General features: G+C 61.4%; 8 protein-coding genes. 6 read left to right on the top strand and 2 right to left on the bottom strand.

Features of this window, described 5'->3' with window-relative positions; genetic code table 11:
* Window positions 1-10: 10 nt before the first annotated feature.
* A complete protein-coding gene (locus GN300_RS00680) occupies window positions 11-1,804 on the bottom strand; it encodes an alanine racemase (protein WP_063316925.1) in 1,794 nt (597 codons plus the stop codon).
* 160 nt (window positions 1,805-1,964) lie between these two features.
* On the opposite strand from GN300_RS00680, the gene GN300_RS00675 reads away from it, so the two are divergent.
* Both GN300_RS00675 and GN300_RS00670 read left to right on the top strand, forming a co-directional pair.
* A complete protein-coding gene (locus GN300_RS00675; RefSeq protein ID WP_063316924.1) occupies window positions 1,965-3,410 on the top strand; it encodes an amino acid permease in 1,446 nt (481 codons plus the stop codon).
* Window positions 3,407-4,327: a universal stress protein gene (locus tag GN300_RS00670; protein ID WP_063316923.1), complete on the top strand. Its 921-nt coding sequence runs from the start codon at window positions 3,407-3,409 to the stop codon at window positions 4,325-4,327. Before GN300_RS00675 ends, GN300_RS00670 begins: the two co-directional genes overlap by 4 nt.
* 42 nt (window positions 4,328-4,369) lie before the next feature.
* Here GN300_RS00670 and GN300_RS00665 read toward each other — a convergent pair whose 3' ends face one another.
* Window positions 4,370-5,371, bottom strand: a complete 1,002-nt coding sequence (locus GN300_RS00665) for an MBL fold metallo-hydrolase (RefSeq protein ID WP_054831764.1) — start codon at window positions 5,369-5,371, stop codon at window positions 4,370-4,372.
* 296 nt (window positions 5,372-5,667) lie between these two features.
* Here GN300_RS00665 and GN300_RS00660 point away from each other — a divergent pair, with 296 nt between their 5' ends.
* The 4 genes from GN300_RS00660 (at window position 5,668) to GN300_RS00645 (ending at window position 13,432) form a co-directional block, all read left to right on the top strand.
* Window positions 5,668-6,768, top strand: coding sequence for an LLM class flavin-dependent oxidoreductase (locus tag GN300_RS00660; protein WP_063316922.1), 1,101 nt, complete (start codon window positions 5,668-5,670; stop codon window positions 6,766-6,768).
* A gap of 109 nt (window positions 6,769-6,877) precedes the next feature.
* Complete coding sequence (locus GN300_RS00655; protein WP_233405554.1) at window positions 6,878-9,001, top strand: hypothetical protein; 2,124 nt, start codon at window positions 6,878-6,880, stop codon at window positions 8,999-9,001.
* A complete protein-coding gene (locus GN300_RS00650) occupies window positions 8,994-10,511 on the top strand; it encodes an ATP-binding protein (RefSeq protein ID WP_063316920.1) in 1,518 nt (505 codons plus the stop codon). The genes GN300_RS00655 and GN300_RS00650 overlap by 8 nt, the downstream gene beginning before the upstream one ends.
* Window positions 10,508-13,432: a Z1 domain-containing protein gene (locus GN300_RS00645; RefSeq protein ID WP_063316919.1), complete on the top strand. Its 2,925-nt coding sequence runs from the start codon at window positions 10,508-10,510 to the stop codon at window positions 13,430-13,432. Before GN300_RS00650 ends, GN300_RS00645 begins: the two co-directional genes overlap by 4 nt.
* Window positions 13,433-13,456 lie beyond the last annotated feature (24 nt).

The raw sequence follows: 13,456 nt of genomic DNA, 5'->3' as shown, positions 1-13,456 counted from the left end.
GCCGACAGCGTCAGGCTTTGACCACCTTGCGCCCGAGCAGCGATGCAACCAGTCCGTCGACGAAGGTCGCTTGCCGTCCGAGGGGATCGGAATCCGCTGCCGCGACGCTGCCGATCGAAATCGATCTCGTCAGGCCGGTCTCGCTGATGAATTCGGCGGCGAGGTGCGCTTCTCGGAATGTGAGGCCGCCCAGATGTGTCGTGTCGTCGACTCCGAGAACACGTCCGTCGATGATGTCCATGTCGAAATGGACGTGGACGCCGTTCACACCCTGGCCCGCCGCGGCGAGGACGCGAGGCATCAAGGCCGCCATGCCATGGCGATCGATCTCGTCGATCGTCACCAGCAATACCCCGTACTCGTCGAGTGCGCGCTTGTGATCGACCGTGGCGTTCTTGACGCCCACCAGGACGGTGTTCTCCAAACTGGGGCCGTGCAGATCCGCCGCCGACGACAGCAGTTGTTCGATATCGCCGTGGGAGGCGAAAATGATTGCACCCAAATCGGTTCCGGGTTCGGTGGCAATCGGAATTCTGGTGTTCTGCCAGGCCTCGGTAGTGAGCCACAGCGGCAGCGTTGTGAGATCCGCGGCGGCGTTCTCGGCTTGAATGCAGTTGAAACCGATTCCGGACATGTCCTCGCGTAGACCGTGATCGAGGAGATGGCTTGCCAGCCCGGTAGTTTCGAGATCGATCAATTCGACGGTCGCATTGGCATCGATCGGTTCGGTGCCCAGGACGTAGCGCTTTTCGACGTAGGGCGATGTCATCGCCATCAAGAGCGCGCCGTAATCGATCGTGAAGTCGACGGTGCCACCCAGTCGGTATTCGTCACCTGTTTCTCCGGCGTCGACGAGGAGGTGATCGCTGCTGGCACTGATCACCTTCAATCGCGGATCGATCGGGGTCAAGCCTTCCGGCGAGATGTCCTCGCGGCCGATGGACAAGATCAGGCGTCGGCTCGGCTTGTCCTCGTTGTCGAAGACGGGGCGTCGGCCGAATGCGTCTTCGCCTGAGACTCCATACGGCCGCGACGGCTTGACCTTGGCCTCGATGATGTCCGCGGTGAGGGTGAAAGCATCACTGTTCAGCAGTTCGTACAGTCCGGGGGGAGTAGGTGATTCGGCCAGAACAATGCTGGCGCCCAAACGCAGATGGTTGATCCCCTCGGGCATCGTGCCCGTCTCGAGTAGTGGCAGCGAGAACGTATTGCCGCCGGAAACGATCGGCAGTTCGATCGAGAACCGCTTCGTGATTTCGTCGGCAAGGTAGACCAGATTCGACAGGTTGTCGACGGTCGGCTGGATGCCACCGACGCACGCGAGGTTCGCGCCGATTCCGATCAGTCTGATGCCCTCGATGGGAAGGATTTCAGCGACTACGTCCAACGCCTCCGCCGGCAGGATTCCTTCGCGGAGATCTCCGAGGTCGATCATCAGCACGATGTCGTGGACGACTCCTCGCGTCCGTGCTGCTCTGCCCAGAGCAACAATCGTCGTCAACTCGGAATTGAGGCTGATGTCCGCGTAGCGGATCGTGTCGTCGATCTCGTTGAGCGACGGTGCGCGGATCAGCATCAGGGGAACGGTGATGCCGTCGCGGCGAATGCGGGCCAGGTTGTCCAGGCGGGAGTCGGCGATCTGTGCGACGCCGCCGCGGACCATTGCTCGCGCCACCTTGGGGGAGCCACATGTAGATTTGCTGACGCCCGCCACCTCAATACCCTTGGCATTGGACGCTTCGACGAGGACGCGCGCATTCTGTTCGATACGACGCAGGTCGACGGTGATGGTCGGTCCGGTCATGATCTCCCTGTTTTCTCCGGAGGCGGTTCACGATCCGGGCATTCCAGACCGGACGGTTGGCGTGAGCTGGGCAACTTTGCTCCAACTGTTGTGTCGCAGGACACTTACGTGCAGTATGAGGATACAACAGTTTCCTACCAGGCACTCTAGAGGAGCGTCGATGGCTACTCTCGTCAAACACGTACTTCGGCGCAAGCCGGCTTTGCAGATAGACCAGGAGACCGGCGCAGATACCAACGGCGGCGAGCTGACCCGAAGTATCGGTTTGGCGCAGTTGTCCATGTTCGGCATCGGCGCCACGATCGGCACCGGCATCTTCTTCGTCCTCTCGCAGGCAGTCCCGGTTGCGGGTCCGGCAGTGATCATCTCCTTCGTTGTTGCCGGTGTCGTCGCGGGACTCACGGCGATTTGTTACGCGGAGTTGGCCGGAGCTGTCCCGGCGTCGGGCTCGTCGTATTCCTACGCTTACGCGACGCTCGGAGAGCTTCCGGCCATGGCCGTCGGCGCGTGTCTGCTTCTCGAGTACGGAGTCTCGGCCGCGGCGGTGTCCGTCGGATGGTCGCAATACTTGAACCAGCTACTTGGCAACCTCTTCGGGTTCCAGATCCCCGACGCGCTGTCACAAGCGCCGGAGCAGGGCGGCATCATCAATCTGCCCGCAGTGATCCTGGTGTGCCTGTGCGGTGTTCTGCTCATTCGCGGCGCCAGTGAATCGGCCAAGGCCAACGCCATCATGGTCTCGATCAAACTCGCAATTCTGCTGCTCTTCATCGTGGTCGGCATCGCCGGATGGAACAGCAATCACTTCGCCGACTTCGCACCGTTCGGATTCAGTGGCGTCATGTCCGCCGCCGGAATCATCTTCTTCTCGTACATCGGCCTCGACGCTGTGTCCACCGCCGGCGAAGAAGTGAAGAACCCTCGTCGCAATCTCCCTCTCGCGATCCTCATTGCGCTCGTGTCTGTCACCGCGATCTACATCGCCGTTGTCGCCGTGGCGATCGGTGCACAGGATTCCGCATCGTTCGAAGGTCAGGAAGCCGGGCTGTCCGCCATCCTCGAACAGGTGACCGGATCTACCTGGCCGGGAACACTTCTGGCCGCCGGTGCGGTGATCTCGATCTGCAGCGTCACGCTCGTGGTCATCTACGGTCAGACCCGCATTCTGTTCGCGATGTCACGCGACGGCATGATTCCGTCGATCTTCCACAAGGTGAACCCGCGGACTCTGACGCCGGTGCCCAACACCATTATCGTCTGCGTCGTCATCAGCATTCTGGCCGGTTTCATTCCGATCAACTTCCTCGCCGAAATGACCAGCATCGGAACCCTGGTGGCCTTCCTCGTGGTCTCGGTCGGGGTCATCATCCTGCGGCGCAGTGACCCGGACCTGCCGCGCAGCTTCAAAGTTCCCGGCTATCCGGTGACGCCGATCCTCTCGATCCTGGGCTGCCTGTGGATCATCAAGGACCTCCGAACCGTCACGATCTACGTATTCCTCGTCTGGGTGACCGTCGCGATCATCTGGTACTTCGCCTACGGTATGAAGCACTCGCGCCTCGGTGCGAAGAACCGCGCCGAATTGGGATCGGAGTCCGAGTTATGACGCTGCTCGCGGGATACGCACCCGACGGTGACAGCTCCGGAACCGTCCATCTGGCAACGCTGTTGGCGCGCTCGTCCGGTGAACCGTTGGTGATCTGCGCGGTGATTCCCTCGCCGCCACCGCCCGGAATGGCGCGGGTCGACGCCGAATACCACCAGCAGTTGCGAGCCGAAGCCGAAGCGGCGCTGGCGAAAGCGCGGGCTGACATGCCCTCGGAAGTCGACGTGACCTATGTCGTGCATGAGGCTCAGTCGACGTCGAGTGGCCTACTTGATCTCGTTCACGAGCACGAAGCCAAGATGATCGTCCTGGATTCGTCGACCGCCGGGGTGTTCGGTCACGTGGCTCTCGGCAGTGTCACCTCACGCTTGCTGCACAGCTCCGACGTTCCGGTCGCCCTGGCGCCGAGGGGATTTCGAACCAAGCCCGGTGAGGTGGTTCGCCGCGTCACCGCCGCATACTCGGGCACACCCGATCAAGACGATCTGGTGCTCGCCGCCGCTACCGTGGCTGCGCGTGTCGATGCCGGACTCAGATTGGCGGCGTTTGCAGTTCGTGCGAACGCGCAGTACACGACCACGCTCGGGACCGAGGGGGATTCACCGGTCATCTCCGAGTGGGCCGAGGTGGTCGAGCGCGAGACCAATGCTGCCTTCGAGCGCGTGCGTGCACTGCCCGAAATTCCCGACGTCATGGAATCGGTTATCAGCCATGGTCGTAACTGGGCCGAGGCGCTCGAGGGCGTCGAGTGGGATCGAGGTGACGTTCTGACTGTCGGCTCGAGCAAGGCAGGTCCACTGGCCCGGGTCTTCCTCGGCAGTCGGGCGGCGAAGATCGTGCGGTACTCACCGGTTCCGGTGGTGGTGGTGCCGCGATCGGCGTCGACCCGAATAGTCGATCAGGCCGAAGCGGAATAGAGATCAGGGCCGACGAGCCGAGTGCTTGTCGGCCCTGATCTTTCAGACGGAGCGAGCGAAGAGCGCGGGCTCGGAGCCGGGAACCTGAGAGACCTGCTCTCGGGCAACCAGATGGCGAAGGTGAGCTGCGCCCTCGGACAACGCCATCGTCTTTCCCATCGGGGAGATCTCGGCCCACGGCTTGTACCACTTCATCTTTGCCGCGACGTCCCACACAGTGAGCTTGTCGTCGGCGAACTCCTGGAGCAGGTGATCGAGTCGCTCCTGGTGATGCTCGATCAGCTCACCGGCGCGACCTCCGACGTCGTCGATCGGAATGCCGTGAGCGCCGAGACCGCGGGTGATGTTCATGTTCTGCACCCGTGCGAGCGAGTCGAGGAAATCGGCGAGGGCGTCACGCTCGTCGAGGGGGTACACGAAGTTGCCGACGTGCGGTGTTGTCTTCTGCAGGACGTGGTCGCCGGTGAACATGATGTCGGCGTCGTCGAGGTAGAAGCAGACGTGACCAGGCGTGTGGCCGGGGGTGTAGACAACGCGGAGGCCGCGGCCGGTGAGTGCGATGATCTCGTCGTCGACGAGAAGGCGGTCGGGAGCGGACTCGGGGCCCACGGGAGACTCACCCGCGGCAGCCAGTCGGAAGGCATCACGGTCAGCTGCGGGCGCTCCGGCACGTTCCATGTTGTCGAGCTGGTACGCCATCCACTCCTCGTTACGCGCAGTGGCCATCTGATCGAACAGGTAGTGGTCGTCCTCGTGCATGGCAATCCAGGCGCCGGATGCCTCGCGGACCCGTCCGCACAGTCCGGTGTGGTCCGGATGGAAGTGCGTAACCACAACGCCCTCGATGTCGGTCACCGAATGTCCGATCTCGGCGAGCCCCGCGTTGAGGCCCTGCCAGCCGTTGTCGTCACCCCAACCAGCGTCGACCAAGATCAGTCCGCCGGGGGATTCCATGGCGTAGACGAGCGTGTGCCCGAGCGGGTTGTCCGTGATCGGGACAGGAATCTGGAATATGCCATCACCGATGGCCGCCGCACCGTTCATAACAAGTACCTCTTAACGATAAGGGAACGCACTCTTAGTACTTCATGTTTACCGTGCGCTCGTTTGGTTGGTGACACAGGTCCTGCCTGGCGGGAGTTCGGCATGTTTTCGGTCGACTTCGGATCGGTGAGAGTTTTATCGACCGAATGGTCTTATTGAGTCGAAAGATGTTGCTGAGTAGCGTGTTTCGCGACGTCATTGCGTTGGGAACATCCTCGGATGGCGGATCCGTCGAGCAGTCGCGCACTAGCCTCCGAGGGACAGGCGCGCTGTGCGGTTATCGAGAAAGACGGGTCATGCGTTTTCAGGTTCTGGACATCATTTTCAACCCACCCCATCCAGTGACCGGCGAGGAAGTTGCCCCGTCCGATCGGCTCAACCGCGTCGTCGAACTGGCGGTTCTCGCCGAAGAACTGGGTATCGATTCGTTCTCGGTGGGTGAGCGCCATGCCGGGCCGGTTCTTTCGTCGGCGCCAACCGTCGTTTTGGGGGCGATTGCGCAGGCCACGGACAGAATCCTGCTGTCGACAGGTGTCACGGTCCTTTCGCTACTTGATCCGATCCGAGTCGCCGAAGATTTCGGAACCATCGATCAACTCAGCCGGGGACGCCTCGAGATCGTGATCGGCAAGGGCAACGAGGTTCTTCAATACCCGCTCCTCGGTCTGGACATCACCAAGCAGTACGAGTACCTCACCGAGAACTACGAACTCCTCAAACTGCTGATCAGCGAGGAAAACGTCAAGTGGGTGGGAACGCACCGGCCTTCGCTCGAGGACGCGACGACGTTACCGCGTCCTTTCGACGGCCCGTTCCGTATCTGGCACGGATCGGCTACCTCGTTCGAGGCCGTCGAACTCGCGGCGAAGTGGGGCGACCCCATCGTCACCGCCAACGCCTTCCAGCCTCGTGAGAACTACAAAGTGCTGATCGACCACTACCGCGAGCAGTACCTGGCGTACGGGCACGACCCGTCCAAGGCGTACGTCGGATCGGGTTCGGGCGGATTGTTCCTCGCCGACACGACCGAACAAGCGATCGAAGAGTTCCGTCCGATCTACGAAGGCGCCGTTGCGCAGGCCGACAAACGCAAGCACGATCCCAAAGCTGTCGGAAAGTCGACGAGTTTCCGGACCATCGAAGAGGCCGTCGATCGCGGGCCGGCGTTGGTCGGGTCGTCTGAGCGAGTCGCCGAGAAGATCCTCGATTACCACCAGAGCTACGGCCACGATTTCCAATCGGTGTCGGTCAATCATGTGCTCGACTTCGAGCAGCAGAAGGACACTTTGCGCTGCTTTGCGGAAGAGGTCATCCCGCTGGTGAAGGCGGAACTGTCGACGACGCTGTGGACCTCGGCCGACAAAGATCGGGCGAAGGGTTTCACCGCCGTCGACTGAGCGGAGAAGTCTGACTGTCGGGTAAGCGGGTCCGGCGCTGCGACCGCTCACGAGCTGCAGTAACTTGTTACCGACATCGCGGTCGGTTTTGACCGCAATGAAGGTATCCGTGAGTGGGAGTAGTGCGTTGACGTTGGGTGTGAACTCGCTTCCCGCGAACGAGCTGAGTCAGACGCTGTGGGTCGATCTGTTTCCTTGGCTGGACGACTACGTATCCGATCGTGCTGCGCTGCTCGAGCCGCTGGCACCGTCACCTGATTGGTGGTTCAGCGAAGCGCCGTCGTTCACTGTTCTCGAGGTCGATCTCGAGAAGGTTCTCTCCGAGCTGGCGTCCCTCTACATCGCTCACCACGCGGCAGCGGTATTAAGAGCGAGCTTTCCGCTACTTGGTGAAGATCTCCCGCTGGAGGTGTTGAGTCTCGATACTCGCGCAGTGACTGCACTGTCTCGGCTCACCACCGACAAAGCAATCGGCGGACTGCTGATGCACACGACCGCTGAGATCTTCGGCGTGCGCGGAACGAGCGAACAGACGGTGCACGACATAGTGCTCAACCTGTTGGTCTGTGCGGTCATGACGACTCCGCTCGCCCGCGTCGAGGCCAATGAGGAAGCAGGTGCCCCACCCGCGATCACAGCGCTGCTCGACGATCTCGCTCAGCTTGCTATGTGGCGACGGGTCCGAGGTCAGGACAGCAGACCACTCGTCACCGTCGAGATCGACGACGAATCTCCGGCCTCGATTCAGGAAGTTGCCGCCCGGATCTCGGCTCTGACGCCGAACGACTTGCCCGACACGGACCGTACCGACGCGATGGACGAGATCGACAATCTCTTCTCGCAGCTGGATGAGCGGGAGTCGTTGGTGTTGCGTGAGCGGATCGTGGCGCGAGTTCCGCAGCGCAGGGGAGCGATCGGAGCCAAGCTCGGTGTGGGCTCGGGGCGAGTCGGGCAGATCGAGGCCGACGTGAAAGCCAAACTCAACGCGGCGTGCGGATTCGGGACGGCGGTGGGGAACCTGCTTGCCAGCCTGCGGGTCGAGATTCAGCCGGTAGCTTCGCTTGATCGCCTCCTCGACGTGCATCCGAGCATCGCGGCGGAGGTGCCTGGTTACGGAGTTCCGCTGTGGTTGGTTCTGGACCGTCTCGACGACTACTTCGAGGTGACTGACGGTTGGGCTGCCGCTCCGGGCGTCGCGGAGGCCAAGAAGCGGACTCAGACCTTGCTCGAGGACTTTGAGTCCCCGAACGGTGTGGTTGCACTCGACGACGTCGCCGAAGTGGTGTCGATGTCACGCGGCGAACTGGAGAAGTGGCTTGCGTGGTGCGGCGTTGTCGTTGTGGCGGAGTCTGCGCTGACGCGTGCGCGTCGGATCTCCGATCTGGCAGTCGGCGCGCTCGAAGCCGTCGGATCGCCGAAGTCCGTCGTGGAGCTTGTGGAGTTGCTGAAGTCCGATCGCAGTGACCGGTCGATCGAGCGCGCGCTCGAGGCCGACGATCGCGTGGCGCTCGACGGCGCAGTGTGGCGGCTGCACGCCTGGGGAAGTGCGGATTCCGTTGGGGAGGAATCGCTTTCTTCGGGAGAGGCTGAAGGAACCAGTGAGTTCAACATTGGTGGTGACGGGATAGTCCGGCGTAAGCGGACACGTAACACTGCGAAGACGCCAGAGTTGACTCGCCGCCTGTATCGGTCAGGTAGTACGTGGCGGTATCGACTGACCGTGACCTCCGATCATCTACGGGGTTCCGGGTTTGCTGTACCCGCCGGTGTCGCGGTCGCTGCCGGCTGTGTGCGCGGTGAGACCATCGAGTTGGAGAGCCACCTCGGCGTTCAAGCAGTTCGGTGGACCGGAGCGCAGCCGACGTTCGGCACTATCCGCCGATTCCTGCGTGAACTCTCCGCTGTCGAGGGCGAAGACGTGTTGCTCGAGCTGTGGCAAGACGGAACCTTCCGCGTGGTCCGACCGGCGATTGTCCACTCTGACATCGACCCACTACGTCAGGCACTCGCAGAGGTTGGCAATCGCGAGCCATTGCGAACTGCCGAGAGACATGTGGTGCGGATTCTCGCCGAAGCAGTGTGTCTGGACGGCGAAGACCGTCCACGAAAGATACTGCGCGCGTACGAAGATCGTGGTGAAGACGTGGTTCTGGACTTCCTGGAGGCGGCATGGCGGCGCGGCGAAGCATCCGAAATCGACGAGGTAGACGGTAAGGATGCATCCCATGACTGACGTCGCGGACACCCGCATAGTGGGCACCAAGATCCTTGCTGCGGACGAGTCCCTCGCCGGCGCCATCGGCTTGCACCACACCATCGCGACAGCGCTCGCCGATCTGATCGACAACAGCCTCGACGCCGCGGCCTCCCACGTGCTGATCAGGTTCGTTCAGGACGGCACACGGATCGTGTCGATGATGGTGATCGACAACGGCTCCGGCATGGACAGTGACACCATTGATTCCGCGATGACCTACGGCCGCCGGCGCGACTATGCCGCCGGGGACCTGGGTCATTTCGGTGTAGGGATGAAGGCGGCGTCGTTGAGTCAGGCTCGGTTGCTCCGAGTGTGGTCTCGAAAGTCCGGGCACCCGACGCAGGGCCGCGAGATCGACTCGGCCTCAGTGCAGGGGCGTCAATCAGTTTCGGTGATCGAGGACCGGCAAGCCGAAGAATTCTTCGACGCAGTCACGCCCCGCTTTCCCTTCGACACCGGAACTGTTGTCGAATGGCGCGGCATCACAACATTTCTCATGTCCGCGCACGCGGACGAGCAGACCAGCTGGCTCGAACAGACCATCAACGACGTGCGCAGTCACCTCGGCGTCGTATTTCACCGTCTCATCGAATCCGGCCGGATCGCTCTGACTGTGGATGTCTTCGACGTCGAAGCGGGACGCGCCGGCGCGCTGCGCACAGTCAGTGCCATCGACCCGTTCCGGTATCCGCGCACCGGCGACCCCAACTACCCTCGGACACTTACCGTGTCGATCGCCGGTGCCACAGTAACCGCCGAAGCTCACATGTGGCCCGCCCGGAGCAATGCACCGGAATTTCGCATCCACGGCGCCCCCGGCCGCGACCAGCAGGGGCTCTACTTCTATCGGCACGATCGACTCCTGCAGATCGGCGGCTGGAACGCGATAGTGCGGGGCCGACCGGACTACGGATTGGCACGAATTGCTGTCGATCTGAACGATTCTCTGCTGCAGCACATCACCATCAATCCCGAGAAATCGGGGGTGACGCTCGACGCCACTGCGTCGGCTGCCGTCGACGGGGCCGTCTTCACGGATTGCAACGGTGGATTCCGTTCGTATCTGACCGATGCCGAGCGCGTCGTGCGGGCAGCCCGAAGTTCTGCACCTCGGCCGATCAGCGTCATCGAGCCGGCGTCCGGCTTTCCGGAAGACGTGCTCGATTCCTTCAGCGACGCCTTCGAATTCAGCGTCGGTGATGATCCTGTTGCTGTGGGTTGGCGAGCCTTGGCGCGTGATCAGTTCTTCGAAGTCGACCTCAAGACTCGGACTTTGTGGATCAATGCGCGTTTTCGGCGTGATCTGCTCGGACGTCGCAGTCTCGACCCGGCTGATGCTCCGGTGCTCAAGACTCTTGTCTTCCTGTTGGTGAGTGAGATGTTCGAAGGAACGAGAATCGGCGCTCGTCAGAGGGAAAAGATGCAGGCGTGGCAGGAAGTGTTGATTTCCGCAGTGGCAGCGCACCGGGAGCAGGTAGTGCAGTGAGTGATGAAGTATTCCGTGCGGTTGCGCGTGAACTCGGTGACGGGTTTCCGCCCGAGAACGTGCTCTACCCGGTCAACGCGCGCCTGCGAGCGAGCTATCCGGATGGCCTGACCATCGCGGACATCATCGATGTGTTCCTCGATGAGAGTGCTGTCGGTGTACGAACGGCGCTCACCTCGCGTCTACGGCAGTGGGATGCGGAAAGTGTCGAGACGTGGGTAGGCTCGACTGTTCCGCAAAGTCCGGAACGGCGGGCTCGGATCTACGACTTGTTGGGATTGCCGGTCGACGCCCACGCCGAGATGGATGCGCACTTCCCTCGCGAAGGTGGGCCCGTTGTCATTGCGGCTCAGCAGCCGTGGGACCCCTGGTACACCTCCGAACGCCGGCGCGAGCACGACTTCTATTGGCGCGCTTACAAGCGAGTTTTAGCCGACAAGAACTGGGACGAGGCGACAATCGGAAAGCTGGACATTGCAACCACTGAGGTTGTGCACCGGCTTGCGGATCCGACGCGGCCCGAGCCGTATCAGTCCAAAGGTTTGGTGGTCGGCTACGTCCAGAGCGGGAAGACGGCGAATTTCAGCGGCGTGGTGGCCAAGGCGATCGACGCTGGGTACCGCTTGGTCATCGTGTTGACCGGCACGATCGAGATTCTCCGGAGCCAGACTCAGCGACGCCTCGACATGGAATTGGTCGGTCGTCAAAACATCAGTGCCGGTGTGGACGACGACTACGCCAACGACGAGGACTGGCGGGACGGGAACTTTCTCGAACACGAAATCGATCCGAACAAGACCAATGAAATCCCGGCTATCCGTCGACTCACCACCTCGACCTTTGACTACAAGAGCCTGCTCGCGGGCCTGAGCGCACTGCACTTCGAAACCGTGGATCACTCCCTTCCGCTGAATGATCCGAAGAATCTGTACCCCAGCAATATTCGCATCGCGGTCGTGAAGAAGAACGTCTCCAGCCTCAAGAAGCTGGTGGCCGATCTGAAGAAAGTGCCGACCGAACTCGATCAGATTCCTGCCCTGATCATCGACGACGAAGCCGATCAGGCATCGGTGAACACGATCGATCCGAAGAAGATGAAAACCGAGCAGGTCGAGCGGACGGCGATCAACGGTCAGATTGCCGAGATCCTCGGTCTACTCGAGCGTGCCCAGTACATCGGTTACACCGCAACACCTTTTGCCAATGTGTTTGTCGATCCGGAAGACAGCGTCAACGTCTTTCCTTCGGACTTCATCGTCAGTCTCGAGCGGCCCGGCCCGTACATGGGTGGTGCGGACTTCCACGATCTAGACGATCTCGAAGACGACGACAAGACTCCGGCCAATTCGAACCAGAAAGCGTACGTACGGGATCTCCGGGCCGAGTGCGACGAGGATCGTTCCGCCGAGCAATTGCGGGCCCTCGACTCGTTTGTCCTGACCGGGGCGATCAAGCTTTTCCGGGAATCGAAGGGCGCCAAGCTGTATCGGCACCACACGATGCTGGTGCACGAATCGGTGAAGCAGGCCGAGCATGTTGCTGTAGCGGACGACTTCAAAGCTTTGTGGAAATCGGCCGGATACAGCCAGGCCAAAAGTCTTTCCAGGCTCGACAAGCTCTGGGCCGAGGACTTTGCGGTGGTGAGTGCGGCTCGGGGCAGTGAACTGCCAAACCCTGGGTCGTTTGCCGAGTTGGAGGAGTTCATCGGCGCCGCCTACGACAGGATCTCGGAGGGCACCAGCCCCGTCATCGTGGTCAATGGAGCGGCTGAGAAGGACTACAACCAGGATTCCCTCGATTTCCAAGAACGGGGAGTGTGGAAGATCCTTGTCGGCGGAACGAAGCTGAGTCGCGGCTTCACGGTCGAGGGCCTGACCATCACTTATTACACGCGTCGAACGGGCCAAGCTGACACGTTGATGCAGATGGGTCGATGGTTCGGATTCCGCCCCGGGTACCGAGACCTGGTGCGCCTGTTCATCGGCCGCACGGTTGGCGGGCCCGCCGGCGCGGACTACGACATGTACAAGGCATTCGAGGCGATCGTTCGGGACGAGGAAGAGTTCCGGCGTGAGCTCATTCGGTTCAGCGGTGTGAATGAGAAGGGCGAACCGTGGGTCACTCCACGCGATGTGCCGCCGATGGTGTTTCAGCAGCTGCCGTGGCTCAGGCCAACGGCTCGAAACAAGATGTTCAACGCCGATCTGGTTTATCGAGGCATGGGCGGTGAAAGTTTCAGCTTCACGATGCAGCCCCCGCGAGGCGACGGTTCGATCAACGCTCGGCACTTCGACGCGGTTGCACCATTATTGAAGTCGTTGGGCGAAACAGGGTCCTTCAATTTCGTTGACAAGGATGATGTTTCGCGATCGTTCACTGCGCGATACGGCATTGTCCCTGCCCATGTGGTGTTGGAGGCCGTCGACCAGTTCGAGTGGGCGAACGGGTGGGATTTCGGTCCCCACCGCGAAGCGCTTTCGACCGCAATCGAATCCGGATTGCTCAAGGATTTTGCAGTTCTGCTGCCGTACCCCAAGACCCGGGAGCCGATCGAGATCAAGGGTTGGCACGAGAAACTTCCGATCGTCAATCGCAAGCGTCAGGAACGCGAGTACCGAACAGGTTTCACCGGTACGGCCGTCCGTGAGCGCGATGCGATCGAGCACATTGCGGGCAGCCCGAAGAAGAACGGTGGACCGCTTGCGGGTGCTCTTCATCGGAAGACTCGCGGTGCATTGATTCTGGTATTGGCCAACGATCCGGCTCCTCGTCAGTTGAAACGGGCACAGGCTGGTCCCGTGGACTCGCGCGGTTTTGCGACGTTGTTCTCGTACGCGCTTCCGCACGCGGCGGAGCCGTTGGGGCGAATCGGTTTTCGGGTGAAGCAGTCAGGGACAGGGGCGATCGTCGATGCGAACTAGGTGTGTTGTGGTGGGAGACAGGAA

Source organism: Rhodococcus sp. Ni2 (assembly GCF_021352185.1).
Lineage (GTDB): Bacteria > Actinomycetota > Actinomycetes > Mycobacteriales > Mycobacteriaceae > Rhodococcus_F > Rhodococcus_F qingshengii.
The sequence above is the reverse complement of the archived record's forward strand: the minus strand, read 5'-3'. Positions and strand labels throughout refer to the sequence as shown.